The sequence below is a fragment of the Limimaricola variabilis genome (assembly GCF_014195545.1).
Lineage (GTDB): Bacteria > Pseudomonadota > Alphaproteobacteria > Rhodobacterales > Rhodobacteraceae > Limimaricola > Limimaricola variabilis.
In genome coordinates this window covers 285,133-302,752 of record NZ_JACIBX010000002.1, presented here as the reverse complement: position 1 = coordinate 302,752, position 17,620 = coordinate 285,133, and the positions used below count along the sequence as shown (strand labels likewise).

Annotated in this window: 16 protein-coding genes and 2 pseudogenes; 5 read left to right on the top strand and 13 right to left on the bottom strand. The window is 68.7% G+C overall.

Features of this window, described 5'->3' with window-relative positions:
- Nucleotides 1-305 precede the first annotated feature (305 nt).
- The 3 genes from rpsT to mutM all read right to left on the bottom strand — a co-directional run bounded on the left by rpsT (nucleotide 306) and on the right by mutM (nucleotide 2,355).
- Complete coding sequence (gene rpsT, locus FHS00_RS04560; protein ID WP_183470300.1) at nucleotides 306-572, bottom strand: 30S ribosomal protein S20; 267 nt, start codon at nucleotides 570-572, stop codon at nucleotides 306-308.
- Between the two features lie 97 nt (nucleotides 573-669).
- On the bottom strand, nucleotides 670-1,446 hold the full coding sequence (locus FHS00_RS04555; RefSeq protein WP_183470298.1) for an enoyl-CoA hydratase-related protein: 777 nt from the start codon (nucleotides 1,444-1,446) through the stop codon (nucleotides 670-672).
- Nucleotides 1,447-1,503: 57 nt separating this feature from the next.
- Complete coding sequence (gene mutM, locus FHS00_RS04550) at nucleotides 1,504-2,355, bottom strand: bifunctional DNA-formamidopyrimidine glycosylase/DNA-(apurinic or apyrimidinic site) lyase (RefSeq protein ID WP_183470296.1); 852 nt, start codon at nucleotides 2,353-2,355, stop codon at nucleotides 1,504-1,506.
- An 81-nt stretch (nucleotides 2,356-2,436) separates the two neighbouring features.
- On the opposite strand from mutM, the gene ubiE reads away from it, so the two are divergent.
- Together ubiE and ubiB are read left to right on the top strand one after the other, a co-directional pair.
- Nucleotides 2,437-3,183, top strand: coding sequence for a bifunctional demethylmenaquinone methyltransferase/2-methoxy-6-polyprenyl-1,4-benzoquinol methylase UbiE (gene ubiE / locus FHS00_RS04545; RefSeq protein ID WP_425486027.1), 747 nt, complete (start codon nucleotides 2,437-2,439; stop codon nucleotides 3,181-3,183).
- Complete coding sequence (gene ubiB / locus FHS00_RS04540; protein WP_183470714.1) at nucleotides 3,180-4,706, top strand: 2-polyprenylphenol 6-hydroxylase; 1,527 nt, start codon at nucleotides 3,180-3,182, stop codon at nucleotides 4,704-4,706. The genes ubiE and ubiB overlap by 4 nt, the downstream gene beginning before the upstream one ends.
- On the opposite strand, the gene FHS00_RS04535 is transcribed toward ubiB, so the two are convergent.
- On the bottom strand, nucleotides 4,703-5,368 hold the full coding sequence (locus FHS00_RS04535; RefSeq protein ID WP_183470292.1) for a flagellar hook capping FlgD N-terminal domain-containing protein: 666 nt from the start codon (nucleotides 5,366-5,368) through the stop codon (nucleotides 4,703-4,705). The two genes, ubiB and FHS00_RS04535, sit on opposite strands and share 4 nt — an antisense overlap.
- A gap of 9 nt (nucleotides 5,369-5,377) precedes the next feature.
- Nucleotides 5,378-5,836, bottom strand: a complete 459-nt coding sequence (locus FHS00_RS04530) for a flagellar hook-length control protein FliK (protein ID WP_183470290.1) — start codon at nucleotides 5,834-5,836, stop codon at nucleotides 5,378-5,380.
- A gap of 2,020 nt (nucleotides 5,837-7,856) precedes the next feature.
- Here FHS00_RS04530 and FHS00_RS04525 point away from each other — a divergent pair.
- The 3 genes and pseudogenes from FHS00_RS04525 to FHS00_RS17650 form a co-directional block, all read left to right on the top strand.
- Entirely contained in the window at nucleotides 7,857-8,138 is a 282-nt protein-coding gene (locus FHS00_RS04525) for a rod-binding protein (RefSeq protein ID WP_183470288.1), read from the top strand.
- Nucleotides 8,135-8,482, top strand: coding sequence for a hypothetical protein (locus FHS00_RS04520; RefSeq protein WP_183470286.1), 348 nt, complete (start codon nucleotides 8,135-8,137; stop codon nucleotides 8,480-8,482). The genes FHS00_RS04525 and FHS00_RS04520 overlap by 4 nt, the downstream gene beginning before the upstream one ends.
- A gap of 221 nt (nucleotides 8,483-8,703) precedes the next feature.
- A pseudogene (locus tag FHS00_RS17650) lies at nucleotides 8,704-8,844 on the top strand (flagellin N-terminal helical domain-containing protein); the annotation flags it as partial.
- A 32-nt stretch (nucleotides 8,845-8,876) separates the two neighbouring features.
- Here FHS00_RS17650 and FHS00_RS04515 read toward each other — a convergent pair.
- The 8 genes and pseudogenes from FHS00_RS04515 to FHS00_RS04480 form a co-directional block, all read right to left on the bottom strand.
- Nucleotides 8,877-10,100 (bottom strand): annotated as a pseudogene (locus FHS00_RS04515) (flagellar hook protein FlgE); the annotation flags it as partial.
- A 63-nt stretch (nucleotides 10,101-10,163) separates the two neighbouring features.
- The gene (locus tag FHS00_RS04510) at nucleotides 10,164-11,000 is read right to left on the bottom strand and encodes a flagellar motor protein MotB (protein ID WP_183470282.1); all 837 of its coding nucleotides are present in this window, start codon (nucleotides 10,998-11,000) and stop codon (nucleotides 10,164-10,166) included.
- A 73-nt stretch (nucleotides 11,001-11,073) separates the two neighbouring features.
- Nucleotides 11,074-11,478, bottom strand: a complete 405-nt coding sequence (locus FHS00_RS04505) for a DUF6165 family protein (protein WP_343064582.1) — start codon at nucleotides 11,476-11,478, stop codon at nucleotides 11,074-11,076.
- Nucleotides 11,475-12,830, bottom strand: coding sequence for a tetratricopeptide repeat protein (locus FHS00_RS04500; RefSeq protein WP_183470280.1), 1,356 nt, complete (start codon nucleotides 12,828-12,830; stop codon nucleotides 11,475-11,477). The genes FHS00_RS04505 and FHS00_RS04500 overlap by 4 nt, the downstream gene beginning before the upstream one ends.
- On the bottom strand, nucleotides 12,827-13,621 hold the full coding sequence (locus FHS00_RS04495) for a hypothetical protein (protein ID WP_183470278.1): 795 nt from the start codon (nucleotides 13,619-13,621) through the stop codon (nucleotides 12,827-12,829). The genes FHS00_RS04500 and FHS00_RS04495 overlap by 4 nt, the downstream gene beginning before the upstream one ends.
- A 77-nt stretch (nucleotides 13,622-13,698) precedes the next feature.
- Complete coding sequence (locus tag FHS00_RS04490) at nucleotides 13,699-14,469, bottom strand: sulfite exporter TauE/SafE family protein (protein ID WP_183470276.1); 771 nt, start codon at nucleotides 14,467-14,469, stop codon at nucleotides 13,699-13,701.
- Nucleotides 14,470-14,488: 19 nt separating this feature from the next.
- Nucleotides 14,489-15,361 (bottom strand): ribokinase, encoded by an 873-nt coding sequence (locus FHS00_RS04485; protein WP_183470274.1) that lies wholly within the window; start codon nucleotides 15,359-15,361, stop codon nucleotides 14,489-14,491.
- The gene (locus tag FHS00_RS04480; RefSeq protein ID WP_183470273.1) at nucleotides 15,358-17,619 is read right to left on the bottom strand and encodes an NADP-dependent malic enzyme; all 2,262 of its coding nucleotides are present in this window, start codon (nucleotides 17,617-17,619) and stop codon (nucleotides 15,358-15,360) included. Before FHS00_RS04480 ends, FHS00_RS04485 begins: the two co-directional genes overlap by 4 nt.
- Between the last annotated feature and the right edge of the window lies 1 nt (nucleotide 17,620).

Genomic DNA, 17,620 nt, shown 5'->3' with positions numbered 1-17,620 from the left:
CTGCGTTCGGACGTCATCAACCGAACAACGCGCTTGACGACGGACTCCGCTGAATCGAATCCGCGGCCATTTGCCGGGGCCCCTGAATCCTAAGGCCCGGCGCCAAATGCCGTGTCAGGGGGCCACAGCGGCTTCGGGGCGCCCGGCCATGCTAAGGGTGCAGCTTGACAGTGGCATGACGGAAATGGGGTCGATTCTGCCGCAACGGCACGGATTCGAGCGCCACGCGTGGGGCCGAATCCGAACACGAAAAAGGGGTGCCCCTTTCGGGGCACCCCTTTGATATTTTTCGCCTTTGAGCGAGATCAGGCGGCGATCGCCTTCACGCGCGACGACAGGCGCGAGATCTTGCGAGCGGCGGTGTTCTTGTGCACCACGCCTTTGGTGACGCCGCGCATCAGCTCCGGCTGAGCTTCGCGCAGGGCGGTCTTGGCAGCGTCAGGGTTGCCGGAGGCGATCGCCTCTTCGACCTTGCGCAGGAAGGTGCGGATGCGCGAACGGCGCATCTTGTTGATCGCGTAGCGGCGCTCGTTCTGGCGAGCGCGCTTCTTGGACTGGGGCGTGTTGGCCATGTGTCGAGAATCCACTTGCGGGGTGATTGTTCTGAAGCCGCGTCTCTAAGGCCGACTCGACGGCTAGTCAACCTGTCGCGCGCCTTTTCCGGCCGGCTCAGCGATCGCGGTACTGCGGCTCGCGCTTCTCGCGGAACGCGGCCATGCCCTCGGACTGGTCCTCGGTGGCGAAAAGCGCCTCGAACAGCCGCCGCTCATAGGCCAACCCCTCGGACAGGCCGACCTCCTGGCTGCGGTTGACCGCCTCCTTGATCGCCAGCACCGCGACTTGGCCCTTCTCGGCGATCTTGGCGGCGGCCGCCCGCGCCTCCTGCTCGAGCTGGCGCGCCGGCACAACCCGGCTGACCAGCCCGGAGCGCTCGGCCTCCTCGGCCGACATGAAGCGGCCCGTCAGATGCATGTCCATCGCCTTGGGCTTGCCCACCGCACGGGTCAGCCGCTGGCTGCCGCCCATCCCGGCCATGATCCCGAGATTGACCTCCGGCTGGCCGAACTTGGCGTTGTCGGCGGCGATGATGAAGTCGCAGGCCATCGCCAGCTCGCAGCCGCCGCCCAGCGCATAGCCCGCCACCGCGGCGATCACCGGTTTGCGGATGCGCGCAAGCCGCGCCATGTCGCCCGCGTAGAGCGCCTTGCGGTACATCTCCACGAAGCCCATCTGCGCCATCTCGGCGACGTCGGCGCCGGCGGCAAAGGCCTTGTCCGACCCGGTCAGCACGATGCAACGCACCCTGTCGGAGCGATCCGCCTCCTCAAGCGCGGTCACCAGCTCGTGCAGCAGCGTCGAGTTGATCGCGTTCATCGCGTCGGGGCGGTTGAGCGTGATGGTGGCGATATCGTCCTCGGTTTCGACGAGGATGGTGCTGTAGGCCATGCGGGGTCTCCGGAGCAGGTTCCAAGAACCGTGCCGCGCCCCGCCGCGGTGTTCAAGTCACCTCTGGCAGTGCCGGCACAGGAAGGTGGAACGCCCCGACTGCACGATCCGCTCCACCGTGCCGTCGCAACCTTCCGTCGTGCAGCCCTCGCCCGCGCGGTCGTAGACCCGGAATCCGTGCTGGAAATAGCCCATCGCCCCGTCCGCCTGCCGGTAATCCTTGAGCGAGGAGCCACCCGAGGCGATCGCCTCCTCGAGCACCTCGCGGATCAGCGGCACCAGCGTCGCGACCCGCGCGGGCGCGATCCGGCCCGCCTTGCGCCGCGGGTCGATCCCGGCCCGGTGCAGCACCTCGCAGACATAGATGTTGCCCAGCCCGGCGACGATCTTCTGGTCGAGCAGCGCCGCCTTGATCGGCACCGCCCGCCCGGCGAGCCGCGCGATCAGGTAGGTCTCGTCGAAGGCGTTGCCCAAGGGCTCCGGCCCGATGCCGCGCAGCAGCCGGTGCTGCTCGAGCGTGGCTGTCGGCGCGAGATCCATCGCCCCGAAGCGGCGCGGGTCGTTGAAGGTGACGCGGGCGCCACCCGCCATCTCCAGCACCACGTGGTCATGCTTGGCCGGCGCCGGGTGATCCACGTGGAACCGCCCCAACCGGACGCCCGAGACGGTCATCCGCCCCGACATGCCCAGATGCACGATCAGCGTCTCGTCGCCCTCGAGATCCGCGAGGATGTATTTCGAGCGCCGCCACAGCCGCTCCACCCGCCGTCCCGTGAGCCGCTCGGCCATGCGTTCGGGGAACGGCCAGCGCAGGTCGGGCCGGTTGACATGGGCGATCTCGATCACCGCCCCTTCCATCGCGGGTGCCAACCCGCGACGAACCGTCTCCACCTCGGGCAATTCGGGCATCGCTTCTTTCTTTCGGCTGCCGCGGCCTATATGCCGCCACTGAGCCCTATCAAGGCACGCCACCGGCACGGGACAAGACCCTTGAACGACGAGCAGACCACGCATTTCGGCTACCAGACGGTGCGCGAGGAAGAGAAGGCAGGCCGCGTGCGCGGCGTGTTCACCTCCGTCGCCTCGCGCTACGACGTGATGAACGACGTGATGAGCGTCGGCATCCACCGGCTGTGGAAGGACGCGATGATGGACTGGCTGGCGCCGCGGCCGGGCCAGAAGCTCCTCGACGTCGCCGGCGGCACCGGCGACGTGTCGTTCCGCTTCCTCGCCCGCGCCGGACGCGGCCACGCCACGGTCTGCGACCTGACCGAGCCGATGCTGGTCGAGGGCCGCAAGCGGGCCGAGGCCGAGCGGCTGGAGGACAGCCTCGACTGGGTGGTGGGCGACGCGATGGCGCTGCCCTTTCCCAACAACAGCTTCGACGTCTACACGATCAGCTTCGGCATCCGGAACGTGACGCGGCCGCAGAAGGCGCTCGACGAAGCCTACCGCGTGCTGCGCCCCGGCGGCCGGCTGATGGTGCTGGAGTTCAGCCAGATCCCCAACGATCTGATGCAGCGGGCCTACGATCTCTACAGCTTCAACGTCATCCCGGCGATGGGCCAGCTGATCGCCAATGACCGCGATAGCTACCAGTATCTGGTCGAATCGATCCGCCGCTTCCCCGACCAGGAGACCTTCCTCGGCATGGTCGAGGCGGCCGGATTCGAGCAGGCGAAGTACCGCAACCTCAGCATGGGCATCGCCTGCCTGCATTCGGGGTGGAAGCTCTGAGGGGCCCGCACAACCTCATTCGGCTGATCCGCACCGGCGCAACCTTTGAGCGCACCGGGGCGATGGCCGTCGTGCTCGACGCGGTCGAGGCGCCGCGCGCGGTGCGGCTGGCGGTCCGGCTCTTCGCCGCGCCGTTCCGCTGGATGGGCTACGAGGGCGACGCCAGCATGCCACCCGCGACCCGCGCCATCACCGCGCTGGGCCCGGCCTATATCAAGTTCGGCCAGATCCTCTCGACCCGCCCCGACGTGGTGGGCGAGGAGCTGGCGATGCAGCTGCGGGTGCTGCAGGACAGCCTGCCGCCCTTCCCCACGGCCCAGGCCAAGCGCGCCGTGGCGGTCGAGCTGGGCCAACCGGTCGATGCCATGTTCTCCGAGTTCTCGGAGCCGGTCGCCGCCGCCTCGATCGCGCAGGTGCACCGCGCCCGGCTGGCCGAGACCGGCGAGACGGTGGCGGTGAAGGTGCTGCGCCCCGGCATCGAGCGCGCCTTCCGCCGCGACATCGAAGCCTTCTACTTCGCCGCCCGGATGATCGAGCGGCTCTCCCCCGCCTCGCGCCGGCTGCGCCCGGTCGAGGTGATCGCCCATTTCGAAAGCGTGGTGCTGGGCGAGCTGGACCTGCGGCTCGAGGCCTCCGCCGCGGCCGAGTTCGCGGCCAACACCGCCAAGGACGAAGGTTTCGCCGTGCCCGCGCTGCGCTGGCACCTCTCGGGGCGGCGGGTGATGACGATGAGCTGGGTCGAGGGGATCGGCGCCGCAGAGGTGGCCGAGATCGACGCCGCCGGGCACGACCGCAAGCGCCTCGCCGCCCGGGTGCTGCAGCTCTTCCTCGCCCATGCGCTGCGCGACGGTTTCTTCCACGGCGACATGCACCAGGGCAATCTCAAGGTCGGCCCCGACGGCACGCTGATCGCGCTCGATTTCGGGATCATGGGCCGGATCGACGAATACACCCGCCGCGTCTATGCCGAGATCATCTTCGGCTTCATCCGCAAGGATTACCGCCGCGTCGCCGAGGTTCATTTCGAGGCAGGCTACGTCCCGGCCGACCGCGACGTCGACGCCTTCGCCTCCGCCCTGCGCGCGGTGGGCGAGCCGATCTTCGGCATGGACGCCTCGCGCATCTCGATGGCGCGACTGCTCAACTACCTGTTCGAGGTGACCGAGCGCTTCGGCATGGAGACCCGCACCGAGTTGATCCTGCTGCAGCGCACCATGGTGGTGGTCGAGGGCGTGGCGCGCACGCTCGACCCGCATATCAACATCTGGGAGGCCTCCCGCCCGGTGGTCGAGGACTACATCCGCGAGAGCATCGGCCCCAAGGCCGTGGCCCGCGATCTCGGCCGCACGATCCAGGTGCTGTCGCGCTTCGGGCCGCGCCTGCCGGCGCTGGCCGAAGCCGCGCTGGTGCGCCAGAGCCATCCCGAGCCCGAGCCGCGCCGCCGCGATTTGCCGCCGCTGGCCTGGCTGACCATCGGCGCGGCGCTGACGGCAACGGCGGGCTGGATCGCCTCGCTGGTCTAGCCGGCCTCGCGCAGCGCGGTGACTGCCGAGACGGGGACCTCCACGCCCGCCTCGGCCACCAGAACCGGTCCGTCGGGGCCCAGACGCACCTCGCGCACCCGGCCATAGGTTTCGATCGTGTCGCGACCGATCTCCTCCCCCGCTGCCAGGCTCACGATCTCGAAGCGATAGGCACCGGGCGGCAGCGGCCGCCCCTCGGCCGTGGTCCCGGCCCAATCGAGATCCTGCGCCCCGGCTGCCACGGCGTGGCGGGCCACCTCGACGTCCTGCGCGTCGGATACCACGATCTCGCCCGCCTCGGCGCCTGGCCGCGTCTCGAAGCCGAGCGGCACCGGCGCACCGTCGAACCAGGCTGGCATCGGCGCGCGCGCCTCGCGCCCGACCCAGCCCGCAATGTCGGCCAGCCCGCCCGCGCCCGAACCCGTGGCAAGGGCTGCAAGCAGATCGTTGGTCTTCACCTGCTGCTCGACCCCGGAAAATGTGGCGAGCTGCACCGCATAATCGGCCGATTCCATCGGTTCGAGCGGATCCTGATTGCGGATCTGCGCGGTCAGCATCTTGAGGAACATGTCGAAATCGGAGGCAGTGGCTGTGCTGGCCGGGCTGCTGGCATGCGCCGCAGGCTGGATGGCCCCGGCGACGGCGTCGGAAATCAGGCTCATGCGGTGCTCCTAGAGACGTAGATCGAGCCCGGCCCTGCCGGGCGCTGGCTCAGAAACAGACTGCGGTGGCACATCATCGGACGCATCCGTCGGAAGGGCCGAGGGGGTCGCCTGCCCCCGTCCCGCGCCACTGCGCGCGCCATCTCCACCGCCGAAGCCGAGATCGATCGAGCGGTAGCCCAGCGCCCGGAATTCCTGCGCCAGCTCCTGCAGGTGGCGGCGCAGCAGGTCGGAGATTTCCGCGCGCTCGGTCGTGATGGTCAGGCTGATCCGGTCGCCATCGCTCTGCATCTGGAGCACGACCCGGCCAAGCTCCTCGGGATCGAGCCGGATCTCGACCCGCCCATCCGACGCGCCGGTGACGGCCGCAGCCAGTTGCTGTGGCAGTGGCAATGGCCGCGGCGCGGTCGGTGCCTCGACCTGTCGCATCTCGGTCGGAGCCATACCGAAGGGACGCTCCGGCGGCATGGACGGCGTCACTTCGCTTGAAGTGCCATCGACGCGAAGTGGCTCGGATACTGCCGAAGACGGCAGCGCATGCCACTCGCCCCTCGATGCGGGGGTTGGGCTCGTCCGGACGGACTGCCCCTCGGCATTGAGCTGTGGGACCCCGCGCCCTTCCCGTGATTCCAGGGGCGTAAGACGCACGCGCGTGAACGGCTCCTCAAATGGCGTCGTTTCCGAAGGTTTGGCATCAGTCACAGGCGGAACCGCCGTTTCACCGGTCCGATCCGACAGCGCGGTCAATGTGCCTTCCGACTTCACCTGCTTCGCTCCGACAGGGTTCGTCGTCACGACCGGCTCTGCTCGTAAAGCACCCAGCACGAAAACCGGCCGCTCCGCTGCGCCGGACGAAGGCGTCAGCCTCTCTAAGGAAATAGAAGCCTCGTTTGTTGTCCCTGACATAGGGATCGTTGTCCTCGGAGCCTCGCGCTTCGATACGGCCGTCACAGCATTCCCCGATGGCTGCGCGCCAATGGCTACTGGATTGAACCATACGGGCTGTACCGGCCGGGCGGGCCAATCACCGGACTCGTTGATTCCGCTTCGAACGGATGTGGACAGCTTCGGATCATCTTGCCTTGCCGGGTTCTCGCTTGGGCCAGCGGCCAAGGTCTTTGCCGGGATGGAAGGGGACAACCTCAGGTTCTCGACTGGAGTTACCGGCCGCGCCTCAGGGCTGGATGAAGTATCGACGCCCCGAATCGCCCTCTCTGCACCTTCTGTTGGTATTTTGGTCGCTCCGAGAGGCACCACACCCTCCACGCGTGGGAGCGGGTCGAAACCGACGTCACGAGGTGACGGATCGGCACCCTCCTCGCCGACTCCTGACACGGCGGGATCAACGATAGATACGACGGAGGACTCCATGCCCCGAATTCCGTCACTGACTCGGACTGCATGGGACACTGGAGGAGCGTCCTGAGCATTCTTGGTCAATGTGACAGCTGGGGCCTGCGTAACGGGAACGGGCTCATCCGGCCCGCTCGCTGCGCTCTGCCTCCGTCCCGCCATATCAAGGATCGCCTCACTGGGACGGGACCAATCCGCGCGTGATGCAACTACCATGGCACCGGGAAGCGGTTGGGCAGGTGGTGTTTCGAGGCTCGAAGCCTTGACTAACAAACGCTCCCACCTCGGCTCATGCCACGTCACTTCATCGGCAAGCGGTGATACCACCGCGCGCGCCGGGATCTCGACATCGTCCGATGCCCACGTTTTAGCTTCAGGACCAGGAGCGGCCACTAGCGCCGGAGCAATCCTTTCCTCTATCGCGGGTCTTGGCTCTAGGTGAGTTGGCACGAATGCGCCTTCAGACGCGTCGAGCTGCGACAGGCCCCGTGCGCCTATCCAAACAACAAGGTCAGGGTGATCGTCACTGAGTAGCTCGCCCGAGACGTGCAGGTCTGGGGCAATATCATCGTGGCGCTCCTTTCGCAGAGGCGCGCCCTCCATCAGGACCCCCTTACGATACGGCTCGCTATCGAGCTTTGTCGGACGGGGAGACGGGGAAGCCTCTTCTACCTCTGCCGCTGGACCTTCCGACGAGCGAAGGGCTGAATTCTTCATTTCCGGCACCTGCAGCGAGGACAGAATCGCCTGCTCCGTTCTCACATGGTGCTTTCCCTGCAAGCGTTCATGCGTGACAGGCCCATCCACTGACACCGCTTCAGGCTGGTCCTCTTCCGACACGACATCCCCCGCTTCGGTCATCTCGGCCTGTCCGGCTGCACTCGAAAGTACTTGGGGCGTCCGCACTGCGCCCTCCAATGCCGCCAGGAACCCGACGAACCCCGCCGCCCGCGCCGGAGTGAGTTCGGCCTCGGGGACCTTGGAGGAGGCGGGCAGTCGCGGTCCGGTCGGCAGGGGGTCGAACATGCGCGGTCCTTTCAGCGCGGCGGCGTCCGCCCATCCTGACCACGAAAGGCTTACCGAATATTTACCACGCGGCAGGATCATCACCGGCGGATCGCAAGGAGTTCCGCGCATGATCGCCTCTCTCATTACGGGCCATGTCCCTGCCCGTCCCCTCAACCCGGCGAAGCCGGACTCGCTGATGACCGCCGCCATGCAGCTCGAAGCCGGGTTTCTTTCCGAGCTGCTGCGCCTGTCCGATCCCGGCACGCCACAGGGCGGCTTCGGCGGGGGCGCGGGTGAGGCCCAGTTCCGTTCGTTCCTGTTCGAGGCGCAGGCGGAGAGAATGGTCGCGGCGGGGGGAATCGGCCTCGCCGACCGACTCTATGCCGAGCTTTCGGCGCGCGCCCGATGAGCGCCGCCACCCGACTTGCCCGGCTGCTGGCGCAGGAGCGCGACGCGCTGCTCACCGGCGACGTCACGGCCCTGGGTGCGCTGATCGCGCCCAAGCAGGCGCTGCTCGAGGAGTTGTCGGCGGAATCGCCCGATCCAGTGGAGGCACGCGCCCTCGCCGCGCTGGACGGTGCCCTCGCGCGGCAGGCCAGGCTGTTCAAGGCCGCGCGCGCGGGGCTGCGCGAGGGGCGCGAGCGGGCCGAGGCGCTGCGCGCGGCGGCCGGTGGCTTCGTCACCTATGGGCAGGACGGCCGGAGCCGCCCGGCACCGCCCGCCGCCAACCCGGCGCTCAGCCGCAAGGCCTGAGAAATTCGACTGAAATCAGCCCTATCTCGCCGCCCGGATATTAAGCCGGGCTTAAGCCTCCCCTGCGAGAACGACCTCGTCTCCCGAAACCGGGGACCCCCAGGCGGCGGGGCGCATCGTCCCGGACCGCGAAGTCAGAACGGCTGTCAGCAGCCCCCCTGCGGGGGCCTTGATCGAAACCCGGCGCGCGACGGCCGCCGAGCTTTAGGACCGTACAACCCATGTCCAGCATTCTGACCAACAAAGGCGCGATGGTCGCGCTGCAGACCCTCAAGGGAATCAATTCCGACCTGTCCAAGACCCAAACCGAGATCTCGACCGGCAAATCGGTCTCTTCGGCCAAGGACAATTCGACCGTCTGGATCACCTTGGCGTTCGACGAATAGGCGCGCTGCGTCTGGATCAGCTGGGTGAGCTCGGAGGCGACGTCGACCGTCGATTCCTCGCGCGCGAAGCCGACGATGTCGCCGGTTGGGCCGTCGCCGGCGTTCCACAACAGCATCTCGCCGCTTTCGCGGGTCAGCGAATAGGACTGGCCGTCATGTGTTTCGAGCCCGTTGGGGTTGGCGACGTCGACCAGCGGCACCTGGTAGATGCGGCGGCTTGCGCCATTGTCGTAATAAGCGTGGACATAGCCGCCGGGATCGACCTCGACCGAGGTCAGGTTACCGGTGGCTGCGCCATCGCGCCCGACCGAGAGCGGCGCGAAGACCCCGGCGAGCTGCGACAGACCACCCGAGACGCCGGGCAGGCCGACATCGATCTCGATCGGGCCGCCGGCCACGTCGATGGTAAAGGTGCCGGTCTCGGGGTCGAAGGGGCCGCCGGTGGCCACGGTCATGCTCGACAAAGTGCCGCCGGCGCCACGGCTGTCGTCGAAGACCAGCGTGTATTCACCGACCACCGCCCCGGCCGAGGCGCCATCCGTGATCTCCAGCGTCCATTCGTTGGTCGGCGCACCGCCCGGTGCCGGCACGGTCGGGGTGAACATCAGGCTCAGCTTCTGCGTGGTGCCGAGATTGTCGTAATACTCGACCGTCAGCTCCTCGGGAAAACCCTCAGAGCCTTCCTGCGTCTCGGTGGCGGGGAGGTTGACGGCGAGCGTGACCTCGGTCGTGGCCATGCCCGACAGCTCGCCCGCGGGCACGCGCACCGGCTGAAGCCCGCCCGCGGTGTCGCGCGGATAGGTGCCGATCGTGCCGTCGAGCTCGGCCGGCCAGCCCAGCAGGGTCTGCCCATCGGGGGTGCGCAGATAGCCATCCTCGTCGGCGCGGAACGATCCGGTGGTGGTCAGGCGGAAATCCTCGGTGCCGCGATCCCCGGCCATGGCCGAGGAGGAGACCGGCAGAAAGCCGCGTCCGCGCACCGCGAGATCGGTCGGGTTGGCGGTCGAGGAGAGCGCGCCGCTCTCGTCGATGAGCCGCTGCGAGGTGGTGGAGACCCCGCCCGCCACGTAGCGCCCGGATTCATTGCCCAGCACCAGGGAATGGAAATCGGTCACCGCGCGGCGATAGCCATAGGTTGCCGAGTTGGCGATGTTGTCCGAAATCGTCGCCAGCCGGTGCGCGTTGGCCGCGAGACCCGACACGCCGGCGCTGAGGGAGGAGGAGATCGTCATGCGGGACCTTTCCGTTCGATAGCTTGCTGGAAACAGGGCTAGGGCATCAGGCTTAAGACCGGGCTAATGGCGGCGCAGAAGCGTGATCTCGATCCTTTCGCTGCGCGGCGTGGCGGCGCCCTCTGGCGCCGGGCTGCGGTCGCCAAGACCGGTGACGCGGGCCATCCGCGTGGGCGCGAGACCCGCCGCCTCGAGAGCGTCGCGCGCCGCCAAGGCCCGTCCCGCCGAGAGGCTCCAGACCGGGTTGTCGGCCAGCACCACGGGCCGCGCGGCCAGATGCGCGGCCAGCGCCACCGGGTTGTCGACCAAGCCCACGACCTGCGCCACGAGACCCAGCAGCGCGCGAGTGACTGGCAGCGGATCGGTCTCTCCCGGATCGAAGATCGGCGCGCCGGGCCGGGCGAAGATCTCGATCACCAGCCCTTCATCGGTGAGCCGGGTGACGACGTGGCGCAAGGCCTTGCGTGCGACCAGGCTCTCGCCGCCGCGGCCGAGCAGCAGCTCTTCGATCTCGCGCAGCGCCGCCACCTCGGTCGCGGCCGCGCCCTCGCCCGGTCGCACCCGTGGCGGGGTGCGGTCGGGCGGCACCGCGCCGCGCAGCCCGACATTGGCACCGGTGCCGGATTCGCTGAGCGCGTCGCTCTGGTGCAGCGTGTCGCCGGCCAGCACCTCGGCGCCGCCGCCCGAGGTCCGGCTGATCGCGATGGTCGGCGCGAAGTAGTCGGCGAGCCCCTTTCGCTGCTGCTCCGTGGTGGCGTTGAGCAGCCACATCAGCATGAAGAAGGCCATCATCGCCGTGACGAAATCGGCATAGGCGACCTTCCAGGCGCCGCCGTGATGGCCGCCGCCCGCGACGACCTTCTTGCGCTTGATGATGACGGGGGCGTTCTGGGCGCTCATGGCGGGCTCCGCGCGGCTCGATCGAGAGGCCGCAGCATGCGCTAGGACGGGTTAAGCCCGCGTATAGGCCGCCCTAGCGCCCGTCTCCATCCGGGTCGACATAGGACTTCTCCTCCACCAGATCGGAGCCCAGGAGCAGGTTGATCCGCCGCTTGACCACCGCGCGGCGATCATTGGTGCGGTAGACGGCGCGGGCCAATGCGATGAACCGCTCCGAGAAGTCGCGCCGCGCCTCGCAGGCGCGGATCTCGTCCTCGATCTCCCATAATTCGAGATTGATCGCCGCCAGTTCGCTACGCAGATGGTCGAGCCCCTCGCTCTCCGGAACGGCCTCCCGGCGCGCCGCCTCGAGCAGCGCGTGTTCGCGCGCGACGTTGGCCCGCTTGTCAGGGTTGATGATCCGCGCCAGCTTGATCTCGAGGATCGTCAGCTTGTCGATCAGCTCGCCGGGCGCGACCGGCACCATGACCTGCTTCACCGCCGCTTCTCCCCAGCCAGCGCCGCCAGATCGCGCGCCACCGTCTCGAACACGTCGCTCCAGTCATGCGGCCGGGTCTGCCGGATCAGCCGCATCGAGGGGTACCAGGGCGTGCGATCCGAGCCGCGCCCCCAGAGCCAGAAGGCATCCCAGTGCAGCAGGGTCCAGACCGGCCGGCCCAGCGATCCGGCGAGATGGGCGGTGACGGTGTCGGAGGTCACGATCAGATCCATCTCCTCCATCATCGCCGCGCAATCGGCGAAGTCGCGGTCGGGCCCGCAGGCGTCGATGATGAAGGCGGCGCTGCCATCGGCCCGGTACGGCGCCAGCGCCGGCCCCTTGTAGAGCGAGAAGAGCTGCACGCCCGGAATGTCGGCGAGCGGCAGGAACCGCTCATGCGAGAAGGAGCGGGCGGCGTTGGCGCGAAAGCTCGGCGAGCCGCTCCAGACCACGCCGACGCGCAGCCGATCGCGATACGGCGCGGTGACGGCGCGGGCCCGGGCGCGGCTGTCCTCGGGCACCGCGAGCCGGGTCGGCGGCGGCACGGCGGCGTCGCGCGTGAAGCCATGGGCGGGCAGGTCCATCAGGTCGCACCACAGATCGCCCCGGGCCTCGGCCTCGGGACAGACCAGATCGGCGCCCTGCGCCGCCTGCAGCAGCCGCAGCAGCGGGGGCCGGGCGGCGAGGATCACCCGGGAGGCCCCGAGATCGCGCGCCACCAGCAGGAAGCGGGCGAAGGCGATGCTGTCGCCGAACCCCTGTTCGGGCATGACCAGCAGGCTGCGACCGTCGAGCGGAGCGCCGTCCCATTTCGGCATCGACATCCGGCGCGGCGTCAGCTCGCCGCTCTCCCAGCGCATGCCGAAGGCGTCGAACCCCTCGGCCCACCGGCCGGCGGCCAGCAACGCCAGTGCCAACTGCAGGCGGATTTCGACATGGCCGGGATGGCGCGTCAGGGCACCGCGCAGCCAGTCGACCGCCGCCGGGGCGCGACCGTCGGCGCGCAGCGCCTTGCCGATCATCGCCTCGGTCATCGGGTCCGGCCCCTGCAGCTCGAGCAGGCGGCGTCGCAGCGCGATCGCCTCCCTGTTCTTGCCCAGATCGGCCAGCACATTGGCGAGGTTGGCGAGCACCTGCGCGTCCCGCGGCCCGGCCAGAGCCTGTGCCCGGCGATGCGCGCGCAGCGCCTGTTCGAGCCGCCCGGCCTTGCGCAGCGCTGCGCCGAGATTGCTCCACATCCCGGCATCCCCGGGATTCCGCGCGAGCCAATCGCCGTAGAGCGGCACCGCCGCCGCGAGATCGCCTGCGCGGTGCAGCGCGACGATCCTCTCGCGCGGGGTCATGCCGGTCACGCGGTTCCGGGCCCGCCGCGCCGCGCCACCGGCGTCACCAGCCGCTCCGGTCGGCGCGCCTCGGCCGCCTCGAACAGCGAGAAGGTCTGGTTGACGTAGTTCACCGCGCCCGAGATCAGGTCGAGATATTCGAGCAGTTCCGGCGTGCGCTGCGCCTCGACCATGGCGATGCCGCGATCCTGCGGCAGGGTTTCGAACGCGGCATAGAACAACGGATCGCCGCGCGAGATCTTCAGCGGCTTTTCCGGCTCGTGCCATTCGAAGGCCCACATCAGCGGGCGCGGCCAGACATTGATCGGGAAGCGCCCGCCGAAGATCGTGCCCGGCAGGGGCGTGCGGCTGTAATGCATAAAGGGCGCGACCTGGCTCATGTAGACGGGCTCGTCGCACAAAAACAGGTAGGGCAGCAGCAGCTGCAGGGTCGGCACGCCGGGATGGCGCCACTCCGCCTCGCTCACCATGTGGAGCTTCTCGCCGAGCTTGTTGCCCCGGATCGTGCTGGCCGCGCCGTTCAGGTTGCGCAGCACCGGTCGGCCCTTTTCGTCGCGGTCGAAGCCGACATGGATGTCGAAGGGGCAGCGGATCAGGAAATGCCGGCTTTCGAGATTGATCACCGCCGGGCAGCGCGAGGCGGATTTCGCGTGCCGCCGGTCGAGATCGACCGAGCGCACCCGCTCCGGCGGGGCATAGATGATCCCGCCCTTGGTCTCGTTCAGGCACCAGCCCACGGTCACGGGCCCGCGGCCCGGCGGGCCGTCCGGCGGGCGGTCGAAATGGACGGAGAACTGCATGGGCTGCTGCCCCTTCGGTGATCGCTGCCGGCGCAGGATGCATCTCGCCGAACGACACTGTCAAAGCCTCTCGCGGCCTAGAGCAGCGTCGTGAGCCCGTCCCAGCACAACCTGAGGCCAACCAGCACCACCATGCCGTACATCAGCGGATAGAAGATCTCGGCCCGCATCCTGCGCACCACCCAGGCCCCCGCCAAGGTCGAGATGATGGCGATCGGCACCAGCGAGGCGGCGGCCATCAGGTTGGCGGCGTCGAACTGGCCCAGCGCGGCATAGGGTACCAGCTTGATCGCGTTGACCACGGCGAAGAAGATCACGCTCGTGCCGGTATAGACCCGCGGATCGAGCCTGAGCGGCATGGTATAGACCTGAAACGGCGGGCCGCCGGCATGGGCCACGAAGCTGGTATAGCCCGCCAGCGTCGCCCAGACCGAGGCGCGGGCCACGCTGCCGGTACGGGGCTCGGCCCGGCTGGCCTGGCTCGAGAACAGCCAGCGCGCGGCGAAGGCGAGCGCCACGACGCCGACGATCAGCCGCACCATCGCGTCCGAGACCAGCGCGGCGGTCAGCCAGCCGATGCCGATCCCCACCACCGCGCCGGGCAGCATCCGCTTGAGCGTGGGGGCGTGGTACTGTCCGCGCCAGGCCCAGAGGCTGATCGCGTCCATCACCAGAAGGATCGGCAGCAGAATACCCGCCGCCTGTACCGGCGGGATCGTCAGCGCCATGATCGGCACCCCCAGCAGCGCCAGCGCACCGCCCAGCCCCCCCTTGGACAGCCCGACCAGCACCACCGCGACGCAGCCTGCAAGCAGCGCCGAAGGCTCGGAGAAGACGAAATCCTGCATGGTCGTGCCGCGACAGGGTCTAGAAGACCGCCCGCTCCACCTCCTCGGCCGTGGGGATCGCGTCGGCGGCGCCGGGGCGTCCGACCTTGAGCGCGGCGGCGCGGGTGGCGCGGTTCAGCGCCGCCTCCATTGCGAGCCCCTGCGACAGCCCCGCCAGCAGGTAGCCGGTGAAGGTGTCGCCCGCCCCGGTGGTGTCGACCGCCTCGACGCGGGGGGCGTCGACATGGTGGCGCGTCCCGGACCCCGCCTCGATCCAGTCGCAGCCCCGCGCGCCCAGCGTCACCACGACATGCGCGATGCCGAGGCTCTCGATCGAAGAGTTCAGCGCCTGCTCCAGCTGCCGCGCCTCGATCTCGTTGAGCACGAGAAGGTCGAGATGCGGCCGCACCGCGCGCACGGCCTCGGCATCGAAGGGCGCGGCGGCATAGGCCACTGTAAGGCCCTTGGCGCGGGCCTGCGCCGCCGCCTCGGGCTGCAGCGCCGTCTCGTTCTGGGTGACGAAGAGGTCCCCCGGCGCGGCGCCCTGCAGGGCCTGTTTCACGGCCTCGGGCTCGATGTCGCGGTTGGCGCCGGGCCAGAGCGTGATAGCGTTCTCGCCCTTTGCATCGACGGTGATGATGGCATGACCCGAAGGGCCCCCGCGCCGCTGCACATGGGCGCAGTCGACGCCGTAGGCTTCGAGCCGCTCGACCATCCAGCCGCCATCTTCGCCCACCGCGCCCAGATGCGCGACCCGGGCACCGGCACGGGCGGCGGCGACCGACATGTTGGCCCCCTTGCCGCCCAGGCCGCGACTCAGCCCGGTGGCCGCCAGCGTCTCGCCCGGGGTCGGGATATGCGGCACCGCATAGACGTGGTCGGCGTTGATCGAGCCGAGATTCCAGATCGTCATGCCCGGCGCGCCTTGCAGGCGGCCATCACCGCCATGTTGACGATGTCGTTGACGGTCGAGATCGTCGAGCAGATCTGGATCGGCTTGTCGACGCCCGACAGGATCGGTCCGATCACCGTGGCACCGGCCATCTCCTGCATCAGTTTCACGCTGATCGAGGCCGAGTGTCGCGCCGGAACCACCAGCACGTTGGCCGGGCCGGTGAGACGCGAGAAGGGATAGTTCTCCTGCCCCTTGGGGTTCAGCGCCACGTCGACGGCCATCTCGCCCTCATATTCGAAATCGACATTGCGCCCATCAAGAACGCCCGCGGCGGCATGCATCTTGGTCGCGCGCTCGGAAACCGGGTAGCCGAAGGTCGAGAAGCTGACGAAGGCCACACGCGGCTCGAGCCCCAGCTCGCGCGCCACCTGCGCGCCTTGGGTCGCGATGTCGGCGAGATCCTCCTCGTCGGGCCATTCATGCACCAGCGTGTCGGCAATCAGCACGATCCGGCCGTTATGCATCACCACCGAGACCCCGACCGCGCCGTCATGCGGGCCCGCGTCGAAGACGTGGTTCACCAGCTCCATCACATGCGCCGACTTGCGGGTGGCGCCGGTGATCATGCCGTCGCCATGCCCATGCGCCAGCATCAGCGAGGCGAAGACGTGCCTGTCGCGCCCGGCGAGGCGATGGATGTCGTGCTGGTCGTGGCCCTTGCGCTGCAGCCGTTCGTAGAGGAACGCCTTGTAGGTATCGAGATGCGGCGTGTTGGCGGCGTTGACCACCTCCAGTTCGGCCGCCGCATCGGCCATGCCCTCGGCGGCGAGCTTCTCGGCCACATCGTCGCTGCGCCCCACCACCAGAGCCTTGCCGAAGCCCGAACGCTGATACTGCACGGCGGCGCGCAGCACCCTCGGGTCGTCGCCCTCGGCAAAGATCATGGTGGCCTGCGCCGCCCGCGCTCGGGCGTTGAGACCGCGCAGCACGCTGGCGGTCGGGTCCATCCGGCCCTTCAGCGCCTGCTGGTAATGGTCCATGTCCTCGATTTCCCGCCGGGCCACCCCGGTGGCCATGCCGGCGCGGGCGACGGCGGGCGGAATCCGGTGGATCAGTCTCGGATCGAAGGGTGTCGGGATGATGTAGTCGCGCCCGAAGCTGAGCTTCTGGCCATAGGCCAGCGCCACCTCGTCCGGCACCTCCTCGCGCGCCAGTTCGGCCAGCGCCTCGGCGCAGGCGATCTTCATCGCGTCGTTGATCGCGCGGGCATGGATGTCGAGCGCGCCGCGGAACAGGTAGGGGAAGCCCAGCACGTTGTTGACCTGGTTGGGGTAGTCCGACCGGCCCGTCGCCACGATCGCGTCCTCGCGCACCTCATGCGCCTCCTCGGGCGTGATCTCGGGATCCGGGTTGGCCATGGCGAAGATCACCGGGTTCGGCGCCATCGACTTGACCATCGCCTGCGTCACCGCGCCCTTGGCCGAAACGCCGAGGAAGACGTCGGCCCCGTCCATCGCCTGTTCCAGCGTCCTGAGCGGGGTATCGGCGGCATGGGCCGATTTCCACTGGTTCATGCCCTCGGCGCGGCCCTTCCAAATCACGCCCTTGGTGTCGCACATGATGCAGTTGTCGTGCTTGGCCCCCATCGACTTGAGCAGCTCGAGACAGGCGATGCCCGCCGCGCCTGCGCCGTTCAGCACGATGCGTACATCCTCGATCTTCTTGCCCGACAGATGCAGCGCGTTGAGCAGCCCGGCGGCGCAGATGACGGCGGTGCCATGCTGGTCGTCGTGGAAGACGGGGATGTCCATCTCCTCCTTCAGGCGCTGCTCGATGATGAAGCATTCGGGCGCCTTGATGTCCTCGAGGTTGATGCCCCCGAAGGACGGCCCCATCAGCCGCACCGCGTTGCAGAAGGCGTCCGGGTCCTCGGTGTCGAGCTCGATGTCGATCGAGTTCACGTCGGCGAAGCGCTTGAACAGCACCGACTTGCCTTCCATCACCGGCTTGGAGGCCAGCGCGCCGAGATTGCCGAGGCCGAGCACGGCGGTGCCGTTCGAGATCACCGCGACGAGATTGCCCTTGTTGGTGTAGTCATAGGCGGTCTCGGGGTGCTCTGCGATCACCTCGCAGGGGATCGCCACGCCGGGGCTGTAGGCGAGGCTCAGGTCGCGCTGGGTGGTCATCGGGACGGTGGCCGTCACCTCCCACTTTCCGGGCTGCGGCGCCTCATGGAAATTCAGCGCGTCCTCGCGCGTGAAACGGGGTTTGGCCATT